This is a genomic window from Microcoleus sp. S13C4 (assembly GCF_036700865.1).
Classification (GTDB): Bacteria; Cyanobacteriota; Cyanobacteriia; order Cyanobacteriales; family Microcoleaceae; genus Microcoleus.
Map to the genome: position 1 here is coordinate 50,381 of NZ_JAUBPS010000014.1, position 21,435 is coordinate 71,815.

Annotated in this window: 14 protein-coding genes; 13 read left to right on the forward strand and 1 reads right to left on the reverse strand. The window is 46.5% G+C overall.

The window, feature by feature from the left end; genetic code table 11:
* Positions 1-584 precede the first annotated feature (584 nt).
* Together QT996_RS28610 and QT996_RS08550 are read left to right on the forward strand one after the other, a co-directional pair.
* Positions 585-914: an IS1 family transposase gene (locus tag QT996_RS28610; protein WP_445304553.1), complete on the forward strand. Its 330-nt coding sequence runs from the start codon at positions 585-587 to the stop codon at positions 912-914.
* A gap of 16 nt (positions 915-930) precedes the next feature.
* Positions 931-2,172 (forward strand): exonuclease SbcCD subunit D, encoded by a 1,242-nt coding sequence (locus QT996_RS08550; protein WP_333045826.1) that lies wholly within the window; start codon positions 931-933, stop codon positions 2,170-2,172.
* An 84-nt stretch (positions 2,173-2,256) separates the two neighbouring features.
* Here the strand turns inward: QT996_RS08550 and fmt are convergent, their stop codons facing one another.
* Complete coding sequence (gene fmt / locus QT996_RS08555) at positions 2,257-3,255, reverse strand: methionyl-tRNA formyltransferase (RefSeq protein ID WP_333045828.1); 999 nt, start codon at positions 3,253-3,255, stop codon at positions 2,257-2,259.
* Between the two features lie 566 nt (positions 3,256-3,821).
* Here fmt and QT996_RS08560 point away from each other — a divergent pair.
* From QT996_RS08560 to QT996_RS08610, 11 genes are all read left to right on the forward strand, one after another.
* Positions 3,822-4,820 carry an IS630 family transposase gene (locus tag QT996_RS08560; protein WP_333045829.1) on the forward strand — a complete coding sequence of 333 codons (999 nt, stop codon included), beginning with the start codon at positions 3,822-3,824 and terminating at the stop codon, positions 4,818-4,820.
* A 219-nt stretch (positions 4,821-5,039) separates the two neighbouring features.
* Entirely contained in the window at positions 5,040-5,690 is a 651-nt protein-coding gene (locus QT996_RS08565; RefSeq protein WP_333045898.1) for a hypothetical protein, read from the forward strand.
* A gap of 65 nt (positions 5,691-5,755) precedes the next feature.
* A complete protein-coding gene (locus tag QT996_RS08570) occupies positions 5,756-7,096 on the forward strand; it encodes an ABC transporter substrate-binding protein (RefSeq protein WP_333045832.1) in 1,341 nt (446 codons plus the stop codon).
* A 563-nt stretch (positions 7,097-7,659) separates the two neighbouring features.
* Positions 7,660-10,173, forward strand: a complete 2,514-nt coding sequence (locus QT996_RS08575) for an MASE1 domain-containing protein (RefSeq protein ID WP_333045833.1) — start codon at positions 7,660-7,662, stop codon at positions 10,171-10,173.
* Between the two features lie 441 nt (positions 10,174-10,614).
* Positions 10,615-14,325, forward strand: a complete 3,711-nt coding sequence (locus QT996_RS08580) for a response regulator (protein WP_333045835.1) — start codon at positions 10,615-10,617, stop codon at positions 14,323-14,325.
* Positions 14,318-14,692: a response regulator gene (locus QT996_RS08585; protein WP_015177895.1), complete on the forward strand. Its 375-nt coding sequence runs from the start codon at positions 14,318-14,320 to the stop codon at positions 14,690-14,692. Before QT996_RS08580 ends, QT996_RS08585 begins: the two co-directional genes overlap by 8 nt.
* Positions 14,689-15,747 carry an adenylate/guanylate cyclase domain-containing protein gene (locus QT996_RS08590; protein WP_333045838.1) on the forward strand — a complete coding sequence of 353 codons (1,059 nt, stop codon included), beginning with the start codon at positions 14,689-14,691 and terminating at the stop codon, positions 15,745-15,747. The genes QT996_RS08585 and QT996_RS08590 overlap by 4 nt, the downstream gene beginning before the upstream one ends.
* Before the next feature lie 84 nt (positions 15,748-15,831).
* Positions 15,832-16,350, forward strand: coding sequence for a Ycf51 family protein (locus QT996_RS08595; protein ID WP_333045840.1), 519 nt, complete (start codon positions 15,832-15,834; stop codon positions 16,348-16,350).
* A 170-nt stretch (positions 16,351-16,520) separates the two neighbouring features.
* Positions 16,521-17,864 (forward strand): ATP-binding protein, encoded by a 1,344-nt coding sequence (locus tag QT996_RS08600; RefSeq protein WP_333045841.1) that lies wholly within the window; start codon positions 16,521-16,523, stop codon positions 17,862-17,864.
* Entirely contained in the window at positions 17,861-19,747 is a 1,887-nt protein-coding gene (locus QT996_RS08605; protein WP_333045842.1) for a tetratricopeptide repeat protein, read from the forward strand. Before QT996_RS08600 ends, QT996_RS08605 begins: the two co-directional genes overlap by 4 nt.
* A 443-nt stretch (positions 19,748-20,190) precedes the next feature.
* Complete coding sequence (locus tag QT996_RS08610; RefSeq protein ID WP_333045844.1) at positions 20,191-21,393, forward strand: tetratricopeptide repeat protein; 1,203 nt, start codon at positions 20,191-20,193, stop codon at positions 21,391-21,393.
* The last annotated feature ends 42 nt before the right edge of the window (positions 21,394-21,435 follow it).

Genomic DNA, 21,435 nt, shown 5'->3' on the forward strand with positions numbered 1-21,435 from the left:
TGTAATGATAGGAAAGTAGAGTTTCTTGTTGGTGTTTTCCATCATGCCTGCTAGCCCAACCTGTGCCTCATGCCAAACGGTCAATCGATTGCGCGATTTTAGATTTTAGATTTTAGATTAAAGAATTGAAGCATTGACCCCACGGATAAATTCGGGGGGCAAGTTTCATCGGATAGAAGGTTTTTATTTATGGACGGATGAATCCGGGGGCTTGTATCCTGGATGCTGTCGGTCAAAAATGCTCGCATCCACAACGCTAAACAACGGTTTAAATGCCATAAATGTGGGCGACAGTTTGCCGGGAGCACCCGCAGAAAAAAGTAATTGATTCAGCTTGCGCGTGAACTGATTGATAGATTGTTGCTAGAACGGATTTCCCTAGCTGGAATTGCTCGTGCCACGCAGGTGTCTGAGCAGTGGTTGCTTTCGCTACCTCAATCAGAAATATGCTCTGGTGTCTGGCAAAGTTCAGGTGGTACAAAAAAAAAGGGTAGACTAACGATGCAATGTGACGAACTGTGGTCGTTCGTGGACAACTTGGGCAATAAACAATGGGTGTGGCTCGCCCTTGATGCAGACAAAGAGTGAAATTGTGGGTTGTCTACATTGGCGCACGTAACTCCGCCGCTGTTCGTGGGTTGTGGAATTCCTTACCCCCACTTTATCGCCAATGCGCCGTTGCCTACACCGATTTTTGGGCAGCTTACGCCGCCGTGCTGCCGGGAGCAAACGACATCGAGCCGTGGGCAAGGAAACGGGCTCTCACCACTTACATTGAACGATTCAAGAACACCCTTAGAAAACGGGTGTCTCAGTTAGTGCAAAAAACCTTATCCTTTTCTAAGTCCTTGGAAAATCACATTAGTGCCATTTGGTATTTTATCCATCACTACAACACATCATTACTTGTTTAGCACTACCTAAAAAACAATGATTAAAATCTTACACCTTTCAGACATTCACATGGGAAGCGGCTTTTCCCACGGCCGGATTAATCCCGAAACTGGTTTAAATACACGCTTGGAAGACTTCGCGGCGACGCTGAGCAAATGTATGGACAGAGCAATTTCTGAACCCGTAGATTTAGTCATATTCGGTGGCGATGCTTTCCCGGATTCGACGCCTCCACCGTTTGTAAAAGAGGCTTTTGCTCGCCAATTCAGCCGCTTGGTGGACGCGCAAATTCCGACGGTTTTGCTAATAGGAAATCACGACCAACATTCTCAGGGACAGGGTGGCGCGAGTTTGGGTATTTACCGGACTTTGGGGATACCTAAGTTTATTGTAGGCGATCGCCTGGACACTCACCTGATTCAAACTCGCAGCGGGCCCGTACAGGTGGTAACATTACCTTGGTTGACTCGATCGACCTTAATGACACGTTCCGAGACTGAAAACCTGTCTATGGGCGATGTTAACCAATTGTTAACCGAAAAACTGACGATCGCAATGGAAGGCGAAATTCGCCGCCTCAACCCCGACATACCAACCGTACTTTTAGCGCACTTAATGGCAGATAAAGCAAGTCTGGGCGCCGAACGTTTTTTAGCAGTTGGCAAAGGTTTTAACATACCCGTTTCCATGCTAACTCGCCCTTGTTTTGATTATGTTGCTCTCGGCCATGTACACAAACACCAAAATCTCAATGCTTCTAATAATCCGCCCGTAATCTATCCTGGAAGTATCGAACGAGTGGATTTTAGCGAAGAGAAAGAAGATAAAGGTTTTGTGTTAGTTAATTTGGAACGGGGAAAAGCTGAGTGGGAATTTTGCACTTTGCCAGTGCGGGTATTTCAGACTATTAAAGTGAATGTTTCTGAATCGGAAAACCCGCAAGCTGAGTTAGTTAAAGCTATTGGCAAGAAAGACATCCAAGATGCAGTTGTGAGATTAATTTACCAATTGCGATCGGAACAATTAGATATCATTGATAACGCAGAATTGCACGCACTTCTCGGCGCAGCCCACAGCTACACAATTCAACCGGAATTAGTCAGTCAGTTAGCGAGGCCGCGGTTGCCCGAATTGAATGCTAATAATAGTATAGAACCGTTAGAAGCTTTGAAAACTTATTTAGCAAGTCGCGAAGATTTGAAAGATGTTGCTGAGAGTATGTTAGATGCCGCGCAGGGTTTTTTGGGTGGTGCGGAGGAAGTTTTGGTGGAATTTTAGGTCAAGAATCGCGCATCTAATTACAGGATGATTTTGCTGCCAAATATTGTAGGGTGGGTATCTTGCCCGCCCTAAATATACAATTTAACTCCCAAAAACTTCCCCGACAGCCAACCGAGTTCCATTCGCAAAATCCATCCCAGACTGCACTTTTTTCCCCGCTAACTGCACCTCCCGCAATAATAATAAACCATCGCCAGTTTGGACGATCGCCCCCAAGCCCTTCACAACCTTGACAACTGCCCCATTTTCCCCCGACAACTCGCCTAAAACAGGCCATTCGCGTTCCAAAACTCTCAAATCGGCTGGCATTTGCAGCCAATATTCCGGCCCGACGGGCACTGTCGCAATCACCTTCAAAGAATTGCCCCGAAAAGTCGTCGTGCAATCCGGGAAAAAGCCCCTAACTTGATTGTGAAGGTCGATCGCACTTTTCGACCAATCCAGCACATAATCCGCACTCTTTATCATCGGCGCATAAGTCGCATCAGCATCATCTTGAACAACAGCTTTAACTTCGCCATCCCTCAATTTCACCAAAGTTTCCACCAACAAATCGGCCCCAAGTTCCGCCAACCTGTCACCCAAAGAATCAACATTATCCAACAGCGTAATACCCGCAAAAGCCTTCAACAGCATCCCGCCAGTATCCATACCAGCATCCATCAGCATAGTAGTAATTCCGGTCGCCTTTTCCCCATCATAAAGACAGCGCTGAATCGGCGCGGCACCGCGATACTTCGGCAAAATTGAACCGTGGACGTTAACGCAAGCCAAATTAGGAATATCCAGTATTTCTTGAGAAAGAATCTGGCCGTAAGCTACCACCACGAAAATATCAGCTTCCGCTTCCCGCAATTGGGCAATTGTTTCAGAATCTTTCTTGATTCGCTGCGGCTGCAAAACCGGGAGATGGTGATTTAAAGCCGCCATTTTTACAGGTGAAGGCATCAATTGATTGCCTCTTCCCCGACGTTTATCTGGTTGAGTCACCACAGCTACTACCTCGAATTCGGGATGACTTAGCAGACTGGATAAAGTAGGAACAGCAAATTCCGGAGTGCCAAAAAAGACAATTTTCATAAATTTTTAGTTATTAAGTAATTATCAGTCATCCGTCATCACTTATAGCCTGTAGGCGTGAATTAACTATGAGTCCTCTCGATACTGTCTGGAACTGTCAAAACGAGAAATCTAAGCATCCAGCGGGTTTCTAGCTCCCCATGCGCCCAGGACTCCAATAATCGTACTTTCCTCCTAGATTATACACTTCGACAATAGTTCCGAGTTGTGCGATCAACAAAAAAGCTCTCGATTTCTACTTAGGTGCAGCCCGACTCAAAGGCTCCAAAGCAATCGGTTTGATAGACGCAACAACCTTTGCATCCATTCTTTCCAAGTTAACTCTAACTGTTCTACAGTAGGATTTTTCCTTGAAAATACCTTTATTACTGCTAATCTCAATCTTATCAGATCTCGCCGAACATGGAAAAACTGTCGAATCTCCTGTTTAAACTCAGCCGCAGCTTATTTGCCAACAGCGCAGAACAAAAAATATTCAGGCTATTAAGTAGTCAGACAGAATTAATTACACAAATACATAGTATAATGATATTTCCGGCCAAATTATGAGTTAATTACAGTTTCATATGATGTTTATCAGAGAAATAAACCCTCTTTCGTCTAAATTGCTACAGCGAATTCATCGCCAAAGCCGACATCATCAGGTACGTCAACGAGCACATTGCCTCATATTAGCTTCGCAAGGAGTAAAAAAAGGAGAGTTAATGAATATTTTCAGAATAAGTTATAAGACACTCTATAACTGGTTCAATCGGTGGGAATTAGAAGGAATGATAGGACTTTATAATAAACCAGGAAGAGGTGCTAAATCACTATTTAATTCTTCGCAGAAAGCCCAAATCAAAGAGTGGACTAAGCAAGAACCAAGGCAATTAAAAAATGTTAGCCAAAAAGTTCAAGAAGCCTGGGGGATAAGTCCGAGCATAAAAACAATTCAAAGAATACTAAAAAGTCTGAACATGACTTGGCATCGTATGCGTAAAGGAGTGGGAGGAAAGCCTCCCTCCCAGGAATATCAAGATAAAAAGGCACAATTAGAAGAATTAAAGCGATTGGATGATGAGGGTAAAATTGATTTATATTACTTGGATGAAACGGGATTTTGTTTAATTCCTTGTGTCCCCTATGGCTGGCAGGAAATCGGAGAATATTTAACAATCCCTAGTCGTCGTAGTCAGCGAATGAATGTACTAGGAATCGTGAATCGAAATAACCATCTTGAAACTTATATTTCATCTCAAAGTATTAATTCAGATGTGGTTATTGCCTGTATTGATGCTTTTTTTCCCGCAGTACATAAGCCAACGGTGATTGTCACAGATCAAGCTTCTATTCATACCAGTGATGCTATTGTTGACAAACTTGAAGAGTGGAAACAACGTAATATTACTCTTTTTGAGTTGCCTTCTTACTCTCCTGAATTAAATTTAATTGAAATTTTATGGCGGTTTATTAAGTATGAATGGATTGAGATATCTGCTTACAAGAGTTGGGGAACTTTTGTTACCTCTGTGGAAAAAATCATGAAAGAATTTGGAGAAAACTATGTAATTAATTTTGTCTAGCTACTTATCAATCCCCAACCTTTTAATCCTGCCATCTTGTGGGGGCAACCAAAATCAATAGAAAACCCATTTACCCTCGCAATTTCTGTCTTTTGGTAAGCGGAATTTGTAGATAGACTGGCATGATAATTCCAGCGGGGAAAACATTCCTTACATCAAGCAGGACATTACTACTGTCTCGACTTTTCCTCAATTTTCGCCGCCTCCACACTGTTAACAATACCGCAGCCCGTCAAACTAATCTTAGATATGTGCGCCGCCCCCGGAGGAAAAAGTATATTTGCTTGGAAAACCTTAAACCCAGAATTGCTATTGTGCAAGGAAGTCATAGGCAAACACATGGGAATGCTTATCTCGAATTTAAAACGCTGCCAAATTCAACCATCCGTCGCCACTAACGTCGATTCAAAAATATTTGCCGAAAAGATGCCACAAACGGCTAATTTAGTAATAGTAGATGCTGCTTGTACTGGTCAGTCACTCTTAGCAAAAGGAGACAAAGCACCCGGAGGCTTTCATCCTGTCACCATCAACAGCAATGCCAACCGCCAAAAAATAATTTTAGCCAATTCTGCTAAAATTGTAGCGCGACCAGGTTATCTTGCATACATGACCTGCACTTATTCAACCGCAGAAAATGAACAAGTCAGCGAATGGCTGTTAAGCAAATTTCCCGAATTTCAGCCTGTCACAGTTCCTCATTTAGCAAAACATCGATCGCGCCTGACAGCAATTCCTTGCTATCGGATGTGGCCGCAGGATAAACTAGGAACAGGAGTTTTCACCGTTTTGTTTCAAAACACCTCGAATGGAGAGAGAAATCAGCTACTACCAGATTTGCTAGATTTAGCTCGTTTTATGTACCTCTAACTATCCGCCTCCATCCGCGCTCATCGGCGCTTAAACAAATATTCTTCCCTGAATGTAACTAAAAAATGATTCTATCCCAATTATTCCCAGCAATTAAAAGACCAATACAACTAGCTGTCTGCATTTTACTTACCTTAAATCTGCTAATATTAAGCGGCTGTCAAAACACCACAACACCCGCGTCCAAAAACGCCGAACCAATAAAAATTACACTTTGGCATGGCATTAATCCCCCGCCCAATCGCGACGTATTTAAAACTCTCATAGACAAATTCAACAAAACACATCCCAACATCCAAGTAGAACCAATTTACATCGGTCAGCCCGACCAACAACTACCAAAAATACTAACAGCAATCGTTGGAAATGCACCGCCGGATTTGCTTTGGAATGCTGCCACAATTTCAGGAAAACTAGCAGAACTAAACGCAATTGAACCATTAGAAAACTGGCTCGACAAATCGCCCCGGAAAGCCGAAATCTACCCGGCACTCTTCGAGTCAATGGAACTCGGCGGACACACTTGGTCAGTTCCCCTGGCGACAAACAACGTCGCCATCTTTTACCGTCCCAGCTTATTTGCAGCAGCAGGAATCAAAAAATTGCCGCAGAATTGGGCGCAATTAAAGCAAACAGCCCGATCGCTCACGCAAGACACCAACGGAGACGGCCGCACAGACCAACACGGCATAGTGCTCCCCCTAGGCAAAGGAGAATGGACAGTATTTACCTGGCTGCCATTCATGTTCAGCGCAGGCGGCGAACTCAAAGGCAAAACACCTCAAAGTCCTGTACCCCAAATAGATAATCCCGGTTCTCGCGCCGCCTTAGAATTGTGGAACGACTTGTTAAAAGAAGGTTCAGCAATATTGTCAGCACCCGAACGCGGTTACGAACTCGACAACTTCATCGCCGGGAAAGTCGCCATGCAAATCACCGGGCCGTGGACGCTAGCACAGTTGCAGCAAAGCGCGATCGACTACGGAGCAATGCCTTTACCGATTCTCAAACGGCCCGCAGCCGTCGTAGGGGGTGAAAACCTATTTTTAATGAAAACCTCGCCAGAACGAGAGCGAGCCGCCCTAGTATTCTTAGAATACGTTATAGGTGAAGAATTCCAAACAGCATGGGCCTTGGGAACAGGTTACTTGCCCATTAACTTAAAATCGAGACAGAGCCAAGCTTATCAAAGCTTTGTGGAAAAAAACCCTGTTTTGCAAGTATTTTTAGAGCAAATGAACTCAGCCAGAGCGCGACCTATTATATCAGGTTACTCCCGCCTCTCAGAAAACCTCGGTCGCGCCATAGAAGCAACCCTTCTGGGCCGCAACCCCCAAGACGCCCTTAAAGAATCTCAAGAGCGTTTGACACTAACCCTAGATATGGCCACAGCTATAGGGAAATAGATCAGAAAAAATATTTTTATTAGCTGTAAAATATCCGCTTTCACTGTATTCGAGCGAAAGACTTGAAGCCTCGATTGATTGGTTAAAAATCTAGTGAAAATCACTACCGCCTCCACTTCTAATCAGAAACCGTGTTGCTTGCCCTAAACTGACCTAAAAGCAGAGATTTTACGTTGCTATTATTGGTATTTTAGGTATTTTAGGTATTATTGAGCATGATGCAAGATGTTAGGGTGAATATAGTTACGATCGCCCGACACAAAAAGACACCCGCTGTCGCTCGGTAATAAATTTTCAACAAAAACCAAAAATTTACAAACCAATTGCTTAGCCATTAGAGATATATTTACAAAAAAGCGATACTCCCGAAATTCATGGGCAGATGTGATCCAACAAAAAAACCGAACCCTCAACGGCACCACAAAAAGTTAGCTCAAACGCTTCTCCCACTACCTACCACCCATTACCTACCATCACCTAATAGAAACATTTTCTCTACCCTCTGCCTGTCCCATGCCACCTACTGAGACCCCAACAACCGTCCACCTTTTCCCCAAACGACCATGCAGACAAAGTTCCTTAATGCAATCAAAGGACATTCCTGGCGGTACTTCCTCGCTGTAGGCGCGATCGCCCTGGTCTACTATGGGGCGTCGCAATTCGCAATTTCCACCCTCACCCTCAGTTCAGAAATTTACCCGATGTGGCCAGCAGCAGGAATTGCCCAAGTCGCCCTGCTGCTGTTTGGGCGACAACTGTGGCCGGGAATCGCGATCGGAGGCTTCCTGTTCAGCATGAGCGTACCGTCGGCCAACATCGGCACGGCATTGATCTCGGCCGGCGCCAGAACCCTGCAAGCGTGGACGGGAACTTATCTGCTACAGCGCATTAACTTTAGCGCCAAGCTCGATCGGCTCAAAGACGTTTTAGGAATAGTCGGACTAGCAGCCTTGGGATCTACCCTGATCAACTCCACCATCGGCAGCATCCTCGTATGCCTGACCAGTTTATCTAGCTGGAGCAATTTTGGCACGATTTGGGGGACTTGGTGGGTGGGAGACGCTATGGGAATTTTGCTCGTCGCCCCGCTGCTGCTGACGTGCCAACAATTGCCCAAAATCCCCACCCATCGCAAAAAGATAGCTGAACGAGCGATTTGGCTGCTGCTGCTACTAGCAGTCGGCTGGCTCGTCTTTTGCTCCCGCACCCGCGCCGCCTACGCCCGCTATCCCCTCGAATACTTACCATTTCCCCTAGTAGTTTGGGCTGCCTTTCGATTCGGTCAGCGCTACACGGCTCTCTCCAACCTCATCCTCTGCGGCTTCGCCATCTGGGGCATAGCCCGAAGCAGCGGCCCCTTTTTCAAACACGCCAGCAGCATCCCCCAAGCACTGTTATCCCTGCAAGCGTTCATCGCCGTCATAGCCGTCACCGGCTTAGTCTTAGCCGCCACCGTCGCGGAACGCCACCAAGCAGAAGCCTCCCTGCGCGCCAGCGAAGCCAGCCTCGCCAACGCCCAGCGCATCGCCCAACTAGGCAACTGGGACTTAGACCGCAACGCCCAGCAATTGCGGTGGTCAGAGGAAATTTACCGCATCCTGGGACAGCAACCGGGAAGTTTTGAACCCAGCCTGGAAGCCTTCTTGGAATACGTGCACCCTGAAGACAGAGAATTAGTCAAAACCTCGATCGAAGCCGCTTTATTTCAGCAACAGCCTTACAGCATCGACTACAGGCTCATACTCCCCGACGGCAGCAACCGCACAGTCTACGAGCAAGCCGCCGTCACCTCCCTCTACATCACCAGCACCGTCCAAGACATCACAGACAGAAAGCAAGCCGAAGCCGCCCTGCGTTCTTCAGAAGAAAGATTTTCCAAGGCTTTTCATGCCTCCCCAGTTGGCATCAGCATCTGCACCCTCACAGACGCACGCTTCCTCGATGCCAATGAAAGCTTTTTGCGCTCATTAGGCTGGCCGCGGCACGAATTTATCGGCTACACCCCCACCGACTTAGGAATGTGGGTCAATTCCGAAGACGGGCGGCGCCTCGCCCAGATTTTGCAAGCACAAAATTCGATCGGCAACCAAGAAATCAAAATTCGCACCAAAAGCGGCGAAGTGCGCGACTGGCTGCTGTCAGGGGAACTCATCGACCTCGGCAGCACTCAATGCGTTTTAATCATGACCAGCGACATCACCGAACGCTTGCGATCCGAAGAATTCCGCCGCGCCGCATTAGCCGCGGAAGCTGCAAATCGCTCGAAAAGCATTTTTCTCGCCAACATGAGTCACGAACTCAGAACCCCCCTCAATGCCATCATCGGCTACAGCGAGCTCCTGCAAGAAGACGCGCGAGACCTCGGTGCTGCAGAGTTCATCGACGACCTCCAGAGAATTAACACGGCCGGCCAGCACCTACTCGCGCTGATTAAAGATATTCTCGACTTGACCAAAATTGAAGCAGGCCACACCGACTTGCACGTCGAAACCTTCACCATTCCAACTCTGGTTGAGGAAGTAGTCGCCACGATCGCGCCGATGGCAGACAAAAATAGCAATATCCTAGAAATACAATGCCCCGAGGATATTGGCTCGATGCACACCGACAAAACTAAACTCCGGCAGTCTCTGCTCAACCTCCTCAGCAATGCCGCGAAATTTACTTGCTCCGGCGCGATTACCTTCGCCGTTACCCGATCCGTCGAAACCCCCGCCGACGCTGCAAAGAAAGGCAAAAAACTTGGAGCGTATAGAGGAGGTGACAAAGCTGAAAATAGCTTGTCTCTCTTATCTTCCGCTCAAGAGGGGATCATTTTTACGGTCAAAGATACCGGCATTGGCATGAGTCCCGAACAGTTAGCCAGAATCTTTGAGCCTTTCACCCAAGCCGATTCCTCAACTACTAAGAAGTACGGGGGCACTGGTTTGGGGCTGACGATTACTAAGAAATTCTGCGAAATGATGGGCGGAGATATTACTGCATTCAGCGAGTTGGATAAAGGTTCTACCTTTACCATTCGGCTGCCAGCTATGTTCACCGACCTTTCGATCTCAACCGAAAAGTCTGACGAATAATATTTTTTTTGACAGTTATTTTCGATGCCTGCAAATTTTCTTTGCCTCCGACAATTGCTGATTATTTCGCTAGCACTTAGGGAGATTGGGTAAATAATTTATCACATTATAAACTCAGTTTTTTTACTAGATTTTCTAATATAGAGTAAACTTAAATGAGTCGTAAAAAGTTTACGACTCCTGCAAGGATTGCTATATTATTTTGGAGCCTGCTGCCGACATTTAGAGGATTGGTTAGTTGATAACCCTTAAAAGTTCTGAGAATTAATATAATTAGCGCAGTTTGAAAGATTTTGGAGAGGAAACATGATCCCTCGGCTTCTCAATAAAACCTGTGATAGACTTCGATCGCGTACTTGTCCCCTAACGGTATACCTACGTATATATACTATTAATTAAAAAGATATACTGTAGAAAGTTGCCTACAAAGCGCCAGAAAATATGCACCCCCACCTCCAGCGCCAACTCGAACAGCTCGGTTTAGTCGGCGAGTCTCCCCCTCCCACTGCTGAGCAGTGGCAGCTTTTATTAGAGCAGGTAAGTTGTAGCTATGACCGAGTTCAGACTCAGCAAGAACTTCAGCAGGAAGATTGCTTTAACTTGGAGACGGTGGCATTAAAGGATTTAACTGACTCGCCCCAGTTCCCTCAAGAATCTCCAACAGCTTCAGAATTCGATCGACTGCGGGGGATTATCAACAGTTTGGGGGCGGGATTGTGTATCCTTGACGCGAAGGGCTGTGTAATCTCGGTGAATCCAGAAGCCGAACGCTTGCTGGGGTGGCGAGAGTCGGAACTTGCAGGCGTTTCCCTGCTAGAGCGCATCGGGAAGCAAAAGGAAGGCAAGAAATCCCAAGTTTTGACGGCTCCGAAACAGTCGCCAAGCAAGACTGAAGATGCAACGATCGCACCTACACTAGATTTACAAGAGGCGATCGTTTCTGGTCAACCTTGCAACAATTGGGACGACGAGTTTTTGTGTCGCGATGGCAAGATTTTACCAGTTTCCTATTTTTTCCATCCGGCAGTTGAGGGCAGCGAAATATCAGTCTTGGTGTTTTTTGACATTAGAGAACACAAGCAATCGCTCTCGATACTGCAAGCAGTTCTAAAATCTACAGATGCAGGAATTCTGGCGGTTGACAGAAACGGCAATATATGTAATTATAATCAGAAACTTCTAGAGTTGTGGGGGTTGTCCGCCAGCCAAGGAAAGTTGAGCCGAGCGACCTTCGGCACTGTCAAAAAAACCATCAAAACAGGATTCCCCTTCGACAGGGAACAATTAAAAGACCCGCAAGGATTTCTCCAAAACGTGATCAAAGTGTCGGCAGATCCAGATACTCAAATCAGCGAATTATTAGAATTTAAAGACGGCAAAATTCTTGAATTAAATTCCTTGCCCTCAAAAGTCAGAGCGAAAACAGTCGGTAGAGTCTGGAGCTTTCGAGATGTTACCCAACTCAAAAAAGTGGAACAATCTTTGCAGTATCGAATAGAATTCGCTCAGTTGATTTCCCGTTTGTCAACCGATTTCATCAGCCAGCCCTCATCAGAAATAGACAAAGGCATCGATCAAACCCTGGAAGCGATCGCCACCTTGAGCGGGTTTGACCGCAGTTACATCTACCTGTTATCAGAAGACAAAACCCGCGCCCACAAAACCTACGAGTGGTGCGACGAAAGCATTGCGGCAGTCAAAGACAGCACCGACAAACAAATAGACATCGCACAAATCCCTTGGATCGCAGAAAAGCTCGATCGCGCAGAATGCCTTTATATTCCAGAAATCGGCGAACTCCCGCCCCCAGCCAAAGCCGAAATTGGCTATTTTATCGGTCAAAATCCAGCCCAATTCCAGACAGACTCCCCATCCCAAACAGTCAATCAAAGAGCAACCGCCTTAATACCTTCAAGTGGCGCTTCCATACATAATTTAAATTTAAAAAAACCGCTAATAAATATTCAATCGCTGATAATTATTCCCCTAATTTGTAGTAAAAACATAGTAGGATTTCTCGGATTCGATGGCTTAAAGCAAACAGCAGGTCGAGCAACCGAAATATCCACACAGCTAAAAATGGTAGGAGAAATGCTCGCCAATGTCCTAGAGCGTAAGCGAGCAGAAGCAGCCTTGAGACAAGCCGAAACAAAATACCGCAGCATCTTTGAAAACGCAGTCGAAGGCATATTCCAGACAACACCGACCGGGCACTATCTCAGTGGCAATCGCGCACTAGCCAGAATTTACGGCTACGAATCCTGTACTCAAATGCTCGCCGAACTCACCGATATCAACCGTCAATTTTACGTAGACCCCAAGCGACGCGCCGAGTTTATGGCCCAATTAGCCGCGCGCCGCGAAGTGTCAAAATTTGAATCCCAAATATACCGCCGAGACGGTAGCACCATCTGGATTTCTGAAAACGCCCGCAGCATCTGCGACGAAAACGGCAGCGTTTTGTACTACGAAGGCACAGTCCAAGACATCACCGATCGCAAACAAGCAGAATCCGCTATGCAGTTGGCCCTAGAAGCAGCAGAATCAGCGAACCGGGCAAAAAGCACATTTCTCGCCAACATGAGCCACGAACTCAGAACCCCCCTCAATGCCATCATCGGCTACAGCGAAATGCTTAAAGAAGAAGCCGAAGAATTGGGCAGTTGCGAATCCGTCCCCGACCTCGAAAAAATCTGCAGCGCCGGCAAACACCTGCTGTCCCTGATTGACGACATTCTAGATATTTCTAAAATTGAAGCAGGTCGAATGGATCTCTACTTAGAAACATTCGACATTCATACCTTAATTGAAAGTGCTGTTGCCACGGCCAGGCCGCTGGTCGAGAAAAATGGTAATACCCTAGAAGTGTACTGTCCAGACAACCTCGACACCATGCACGCGGACATGACAAAAGTGCGGCAAGTGCTGCTTAACTTGCTCAGCAACGCTGCCAAGTTCACACAAAACGGGAGAATTGCGATCGGAGTGGAAAGAATTAAAAATGAACAATTAAAAATGAAAAATCAAGAGGAATCTTCCCAAATTTTAATTTCCAACTCCGAATTTTTAAGTTTCCGCGTCGCCGACACCGGCATCGGCATGACACAAGAGCAATTGCAGCGAGTTTTCCAACCTTTCATCCAAGCTGATGCCTCGACTACCCGCGAGTACGGGGGCACAGGTTTGGGACTAGCAATCAGCCAGCGCTTCTGTCAGATGATGGGCGGCAGCATAGAGGTCAGCAGCACCTTGGCCGCAGGCACCACTTTCACCGTGCTCTTGCCCAGCGTCATCAAACAGCCGGAAATCCCCAACAAAGTCCATGACAGCACTAGCCCTCCGGACGCCCCCGCTGTCGGCACGGTGCTGGTAGTTGACGACGACCCGATCTCGCGGGATTTAATCCAGCGCGCCCTCAGTCGCCAAGGGCTGCACGTAGAAGTCGCCGGCGGCGGCGAGCAAGCTCTCCGGCTCGCTAAGCAACTACGGCCAGACGCCATTACCCTAGACGTGATCATGCCCGGAATGGACGGCTGGGCGGTACTCTCAGCGCTGAAGGCCGATCCTGAGCTTGCCGAAATTCCCGTAATCCTGCTATCCTTTGTGGGCAACAAAAGCCTCGGCTTTGCATTGGGTGCTTCGGACTACCTCACCAAACCAGTGGACGGCAAACGGCTGGCTGCCTTGTTGAACAAGTACCGACGCGACCAAGACGGCGTTGCAAGTAACAATGTGACCTGTCAGATTCTAATTGTGGAAGACGACGTTGCCACGCGCGAAATACTGCGATGCGTACTAGAAACACAAGGCTGGGCAGTAACGGAAGCTGACAGCGGACGCGCTGCTCTCGATCGGCTAAAAGTGGCTCGCCCGCACCTGATATTACTGGATTTGATGTTGCCAGAAATGGATGGTTTTGAGTTGATCGGGGAACTTCGCAAATCCCATTCGGGAGATCCTATACCGATTGTTGTGATCACGGGGAAAAACTTGACACCGGCCGAAAGCCAGCAACTAAACGGCTACGTCGAGCGGGTGCTACAAAAGGGAGTCTACAGTTGCGATACTTTGTTGCACGATGTTCGCTCTATAGTCAATGACAGGTTCGATCGCAGGTACGACTCGAAAGGCAAGGAGAACACCAATGGCTAAAATCCTGTTGGTCGAAGATAACGAAATGAACAGGGATATGCTTTCCAGGCGTCTGGCCCGCAAGGGACATGAGGTCTTTATTGCTGTTGACGGTGCTGAGGGAGTGTCGATGGCGCTCGCGAAAGTACCCGATTTGATTCTGATGGATATGAGTCTGCCGGTTCTAGACGGGTGGCAAGCAACGCAGCAAATTAAGGCGGCTCCTGAAACTAGCAGGATTCCGGTGATTGCGCTGACGGCTCACGCAATGGCGGGCGATCGTGAAAAGTGTCTTGCCGCAGGCTGCAATGACTACGACACTAAACCGGTCGAGTTTCCCCGACTTTTGGGTAAAATTGAAACTCTTCTGAAAGAGGCCCTGACATGAAAGGTGATGAGGGCAGCGTGCTGGTTGTTGACGACAATGAGGTAAACCGCGATTTGCTCGCCCGCCGACTTCAGCGTCAAGGCCATGTGGTGACTGTTGCTGAAGATGGTCTGCAAGCTCTGGAAATGTTGCGAACAGAGCCTTTTGATTTAGTTCTCCTCGACATTATGATGCCGCAAATGAACGGCTATCAGGTGCTCGAAAGTCTGAAGGCGGACGAAAAGTTGCGCCATATCCCGGTGATTATGATTTCGGCGGTGGACGATATCGACAGTATCGTCCGGTGTATAGAGTTGGGGGCGGAGGATTATCTTTCTAAACCGTTCAATCCGGTATTGCTCAAGGCTCGGATTAGCGCTTGTCTGGAAAAGAAGCGACTGCGGGATAAGGAACAGGCATATTTACATGAGTTGGCGCAGGAAAAGGAAAAGTCCGAGCGTTTGCTGTTAAATATTTTACCGAAGGCGATCGCGCAGCGCCTCAAACACGGGGAAAGTACGATCGCCGACAGTTTCGCTGAGGTAACAGTGATGTTTGCCGATTTAGTCGGTTTTACTAAGCTTTCGGCTCATTTATCGCCGGCCCAATTGGTAGAGTTGCTCAACGAGATTTTTTCGGCTTTTGACGAGTTGGCCGAGCGCTACGGACTTGAGAAAATTAAGACGATCGGCGATGCTTATATGGTTGTTGGCGGTTTGCCGACACCCAGCGATGACCACGCCGAGTCGATCGCCGAAATGGCGCTAGACATTCAAGCAGCAATGACTAAGATGCGTACCAAGGGAGGTCAGCCGCTCAGCATCCGCATCGGCATCCACACAGGCCCGGTAGAAGCTGGGGTAATCGGTACTAAAAAATTTACTTACGATTTGTGGGGAGATACGGTAAATACAGCTTCCCGGATGGAATCTCAAGGCGTCCCCGGCAGCATTCAGGTGACAGTTGCTACCTACGAGCGCCTGCGAGATAAGTACGTTTTTGAGGAGCGCGGCGTGATTCCAGTGAAGGGGAAAGGCGATATGATGACTTATCTGCTTGTGGCCCGAAACGCTTAATTAATCATTGGGCATTGGGCATTGGGCATCGGGTATCGGTAACTAATATCAACAGTCAACAGTCAACAGTCAACAAATCATCAAATGAACGTAAATTCTAACCTTTTAATCTACGCTCAATGGGCGGGAATTCTAACAGTAGCCTTGGCTATTCTAACAGTTATAGCATTTATCTTCAAATGGGGTTTTCGCTTCCGATTGGTAGGAGTGACAAGCTTTATGGGCGTGATTGCTGCGAGTATATTCGGTCTCGGTTTGGGACTCTTTACTCGCACAGAAATTCCGGGTGCAGTTCGCTATTCTTTAGTTTACGATACTGGTGGCGCTCAAACAGTAGTTACTGTGCCACCTACGATCACGGAATCGGAATTAGAAGCAACGATGCAGCAAGCGGCTGCGGATTTGTACTCTCCAGGGCGCTCTGGGCGCGGTAGAGACTACATGACAATCCGGGTTCGTACAGTTGTACATCCTGAACCTGGGCTGTCGCAGCCGCTGTTTTTGGGCGAGGTGAGGCGATCGCTCGCGACTCGTGATGATGACAAAATGGCGATCGAAATCTTCCCCGAAAAAGTTGCTATTCTGAAAAAATATCAAGCTTAAAAATAGGGTGCAGGAGCATTCTTAGGACTTAGGCATGGGAGATAAGAAACCGGGTTTTTTACAAAAATACTTCGTTATAACGCGCAGATTCGGTAAAAAACCCGGTTTCTTTGGTCGTAGTGCGTAAGTGCTGAAACAAAAATTAAATACTATAAAATAAATATCAAATTATGACTCAAAATTCCGAAAAATTACTAACAGACCTCTTCAATGCTTGCAACCCATATTATCCTTTGCCAGCAGGCGACCCGCGATATGTTGACTGTCGAGAAGTGCGGGGAGATGACAATATTACTTTAGATTTGGGCCGCAATATTCAGCGTTCCCAAGAGATGACGTGTCAGTTGTATGCCGGACATTTCGGTGCGGGAAAATCAACTGAATTGCTGAGGCTAGAAAAATATTTAACTGAACAAGGTTATTTTGTAGTTTATTTCGCGGCTGACGCACAAGATATCAATCCCGAAGATACTGAATATACAGATATTTTGCTGACTTGTACCAGACACTTGTTAGAAACAATTAAAGGTGCTGACTCGAAACCTTTGCTCGATTGGATGAAAAACCGCTGGAACGATTTAAAAGATTTTGCTTTGACAGAAGTATCTTTTGAAACCTTGAGCTTAGAAATGCAAATTGCTCAGTTTTCCAAACTGACGGCGAATGTGAAAACAGAACCGAGTCTGCGCCAAAAAATTAGAGAAAAAGTTAATCCCTACACCACCACGCTGATAGAGGCGCTGAATCAGTTTATCCGGGATGCTAAAAAAAAGTTGCCAGATAAATATTCGCAACTGGCAATAATTGCCGATAATTTAGATAAGATTGTGCCGTTTTCTAAAGACGGAGGGGCGCGCAGCAATCTTGACGAAATTTTTTTAGACCGCAGCGAACAACTCAAAGCTTTAGATTGTCACGTCGTTTACACCGTACCGATTTCGATGGTGCATTCCAACCGCGCCGCCGATTTGAGCAATAATTATAATAATGCTCCGCAAGTGCTGCCGATGATTATGCTACAAAATCCCAGCGGTGAAGTTAATCAAGAGGGACTTGCTAAAATGAAAGAGGTGATTGAAAAGCGGGTGAAACAAGCCGCTCCCGATTTATCTTTAGAATTAGAAACAGAATGGTTTGACAGCACAGAAACGCTAGAAAAGCTGTGCTTGATGAGTGGGGGTCATGTCAGGAATTTGCTGTCGATGTTGCAAGAAGCTATAAATCGCACCCAAGAGTTGCCAATTACTGCAAAAGCGGCGCAAAGGGCGATTACGAACTTGCGGAATATTTACCGCAGAACCGCCGACAAAGATGACTGGTCAATTTTAGCGAAAGTATCTGTTTCTCGCCGGATAGTCAATGACGAACTGCACCGCAATTTGCTATTTAACCGCTGTATTTTGGAATATCGATACTATGATGATGATGATGAAATGCAGAATTGGTATGACGTTCACCCGCTAATTAAAGGCATTCAGGAATTTAAGGAAGCAGTCGCTATACTTCAGCCATGACAGCAGAAATAATTGATTGGGATGCCGATTTACCGCCAGCAGAACCAGAGGAAGAATATCAAACTCTGGTAAGCGCTCTGAAACGGACAGATGGTTTCCGGTTGTTGTTTGTTGAGTGTTCGCCGGCGGAAGGGGAACGCTTGATTGCGAAAGTTCAAGCAGATGTGCCGCAGAAAAAGATTGATGTGTTGCCGCTGGATGAATCGGTTTATAATTTTTATAAGATAATTAAAGATTTGCCAGAACGAGATGCAATTAATATTCTGTTTGTGAAAGGCTTAGAATATTCACTTTATGAATATGAGAAAGAAAAAAAAGAGATCGGATGGGAAAGCAAGGATATTTATTCTTATAGTTGGCGGGGTGTGCCGCCTGTTTTAATTAATTTAAACCAGCAGCGGGAAAGGTTTAGAGATGATTTTAAGATTTGTTTTGTGTTTATTTTGCCTCGTTTTGCAGTTAATTATTTTATTCACCGGGCTCCGGATTTCTTTGATTGGCGATCCAGTTTATTGAAGTTGTCAATGGATAAAAAACTGCTGCAACTAGAATCAATGCAAGCTTGTTCCGAAAGAAGGAATCGAGAAGATTATCTAGCTTTGACTCCCCAAGAACGAAAATGGGAATTAGTGAGGATGCAAGCTTTAATTGATGAGGATGGGCAAATACCAAAACAAAAAGCTGAATTGTTTTTTGAACAAGGTTTATTGCATGACTCTGCCGAAGAATATGCAAAGGCGATAGCCTCCTACGACAAAGCCTTAGAAATCAAACCAGATGATCACGAAGCCTGGAAAAATCGGGGCATTGCACTGCATCGTTTAGGAAGGTTTGAAGAAGCGATAGCCTCCTACGACAAAGCCTTAGAAATCAAACCAGATAAGCACAAAGCATGGAGCATTCGGGGCATTGCACTGCATAGTTTAGCAAGGCTTGAAGAAGCGATAGCCTCCTACGACAAAACCTTAGAAATCAAACCAGATTTACACGAAGCCTGGTACATTCGGGGCTATGCACTGTATCGTTTAGGAAGGCTTGAAGAAGCGATAGCCTCCTACGACAAAGCCTTAGAAATCAAACCAGATTTACACGAAGCCTGGTACATTCGGGCCATTGCACTGGATGATTTAGGAAGGCTTGAAGAAGCGATAGCATCCTACGACAAAGCCTTAGAAATCAAACCAGATTTACACGAAGCCTGGTACATTCGGGCCCTTGCACTGCATAGTTTAGCAAGGCGTGAAGAAGCGATAGCCTCCTACGACAAAGCCTTAGAAATCAACCCAGATGATCACGAAGCCTGGTACATTCGGGGCATTGCACTGGGTAATTTAGGAAGAGGGGAAGAAGCGATAGCCTCCTACGACAAAGCCTTAGAAATCAAACCAGATGATCACGAAGCCTGGAAAAATCGGGGCATGGCACTGGATGATTTAGGCAGATGGGAAGAAGCGACGGCCTCCTACGACAAAGCCTTAGAAATCAAACCAGATGATGACGCAGGCTGGAACAATCGGGGCAATGCACTGGCTGGTTTAGGAAGATGGGAAGAAGCCATCGCCTCCTACGACAAAGCCTTAGAAATCAAACCAGATTATCACGAAGCCTGGTACAATCGGGGCATGGCACTGGATGATTTAGGCAGATGGGAAGAAGCGATGGCCTCCTACGACAAAGCCTTAGAAATCAAACCAGATGATGACGCAACATTTTATAATAAAGCTTGCTGCTATGCGTTACACGGTCAGATTGACCAAGCAATTCAGAATTTGCAGCAAGCCATCAATCTGAATCCTGACGAATGGCGAGAAATGGCAAAAACTGACTCGGATTTTAACAGCCTACGATCGCATACTCGGTTTCAAGCCTTGATTCAAGAATAGGGATTTGCCCGACGGGGCGAGGCGGGTTTATGAGATTGTCGGTTTGAGGCAATTATTGTTGGTAAAACCCGCCATTACAGCATCAAAAACACTCTTATTATTTATTAGTCTGCAAAGGCAGACTTCGCTTGACAAGACGCGGTTTCAACCGCCAATCCATCAAAAGGGTTACATGAAAATTAAATCTTGGGTGAGGTTTGTGACACCTCAGCGCGATCGCCCTTTCCTCTTTTCTACGCAGTCCTATAAAAAATTTAGTATTAATCTATACTTACAAATGCCCGGTCTAAAATTATAATGAAAAAAATTGAAAAAGTCCCCAAATTCCTGTAAAATTGCCATAAATAACCAAATAGTCGCGATCAAAAGCACTCAAAGGCGAAAAAGATCGCATATAAAAAAGAAAAGAATCAATTAGACAGAAAATAATGAGGTGAAACCCCTTGCAAAAATTAGCCAGCATAGAAAAGCCGCTCGACTCAGGGGAAAAATCCATAGCAGTCAACACCCAAAAGGCTCAAATCTTGTACGAACGCGGCAACGCCCTAGAAGCAATGGGACGATACCAAGCTGCGATCGAATCCTGGGAAGAAGCGATCGCACTCGAACCAAAATTTTATGAAGCGTGGTACAACCAAGGCGTAGCCCTCAAAAAATTGGGGCAGCTAGAAGAAGCGATCGCAGCCTACAACAAATCCCTACAGATCAAACCAAACAATCCCGAAGCGTGGTATAATCGCGCCAACGTTTTGCGGAAGCTCAACAGACTCTCAGAAGCGCTCGCATCCTACGAAAAGGCGATCGAACTCAACCCCAGCTACCCCGAAGCTTGGACGAACCGCGGCAACACCCTCGTCAGCTTAGAGAAATTATCAGAAGCGATCGACTCCTACGACAAAGCCATCGCCATCAAACCAGACAACTGCGAAGCTTGGTACAACAAAGCATTTGCCCTCAGAAAATCAGACCAAAATACAGCGGCGATCTCCTCCTACGACAAAGCGATCGAACTCAAACCAGACTTGCATCAAGCCTGGTACAACCGCGGCTTAGCCCTAGCCGATGAAAAACTCTACCCGGAAGCCGTCGCCTCCTACGACAAAACCCTGCAACTGCGGCCGAATTCCGCCGAAGCCTGGAACAAACGCGGCACGGCGATCGCACAAATGGGAGAATTTGAAGCAGCGATCGCATCCTGGGACAAAGCCCTCGCACTCAACCCAAACGACAGCGAAACCTTTTACAACCGCGGCTTAGCCTTCGCCAACTTACAACGCTTTGAAGAAGCAATTGCCTCTTGGGACAAAACCCTAGAGTTGCAGCCAGACAACACCGAAGCCTGGTACAACCGCGCCATAGCCCTCAAAAAAATTCAACGATTTAGCGAAGCCATCGCCTCCTACGATAAAATCATCGCACTCAAACCCGACGATCCCAACCTGTACTATCAAAAAGCTTGCGTGTACGCCCTCGAAAAACAAGCAGGCGAGCTCACAAACAGCCAGGAACTTGTAGCTACCAGCATCCGGCTGGCGATCGAAAACTTATCCAAAGCGATCGAACTCAATCCGCAGAAATACCGGAAATTGTGCAAAAATGACTCTAAATTGCGTACAATACAGGAAGAAGTGCGGTTTTTAGCTTGATTTCAGGGTAGCTAATGATTGATGGATACGGATGCCGCACTG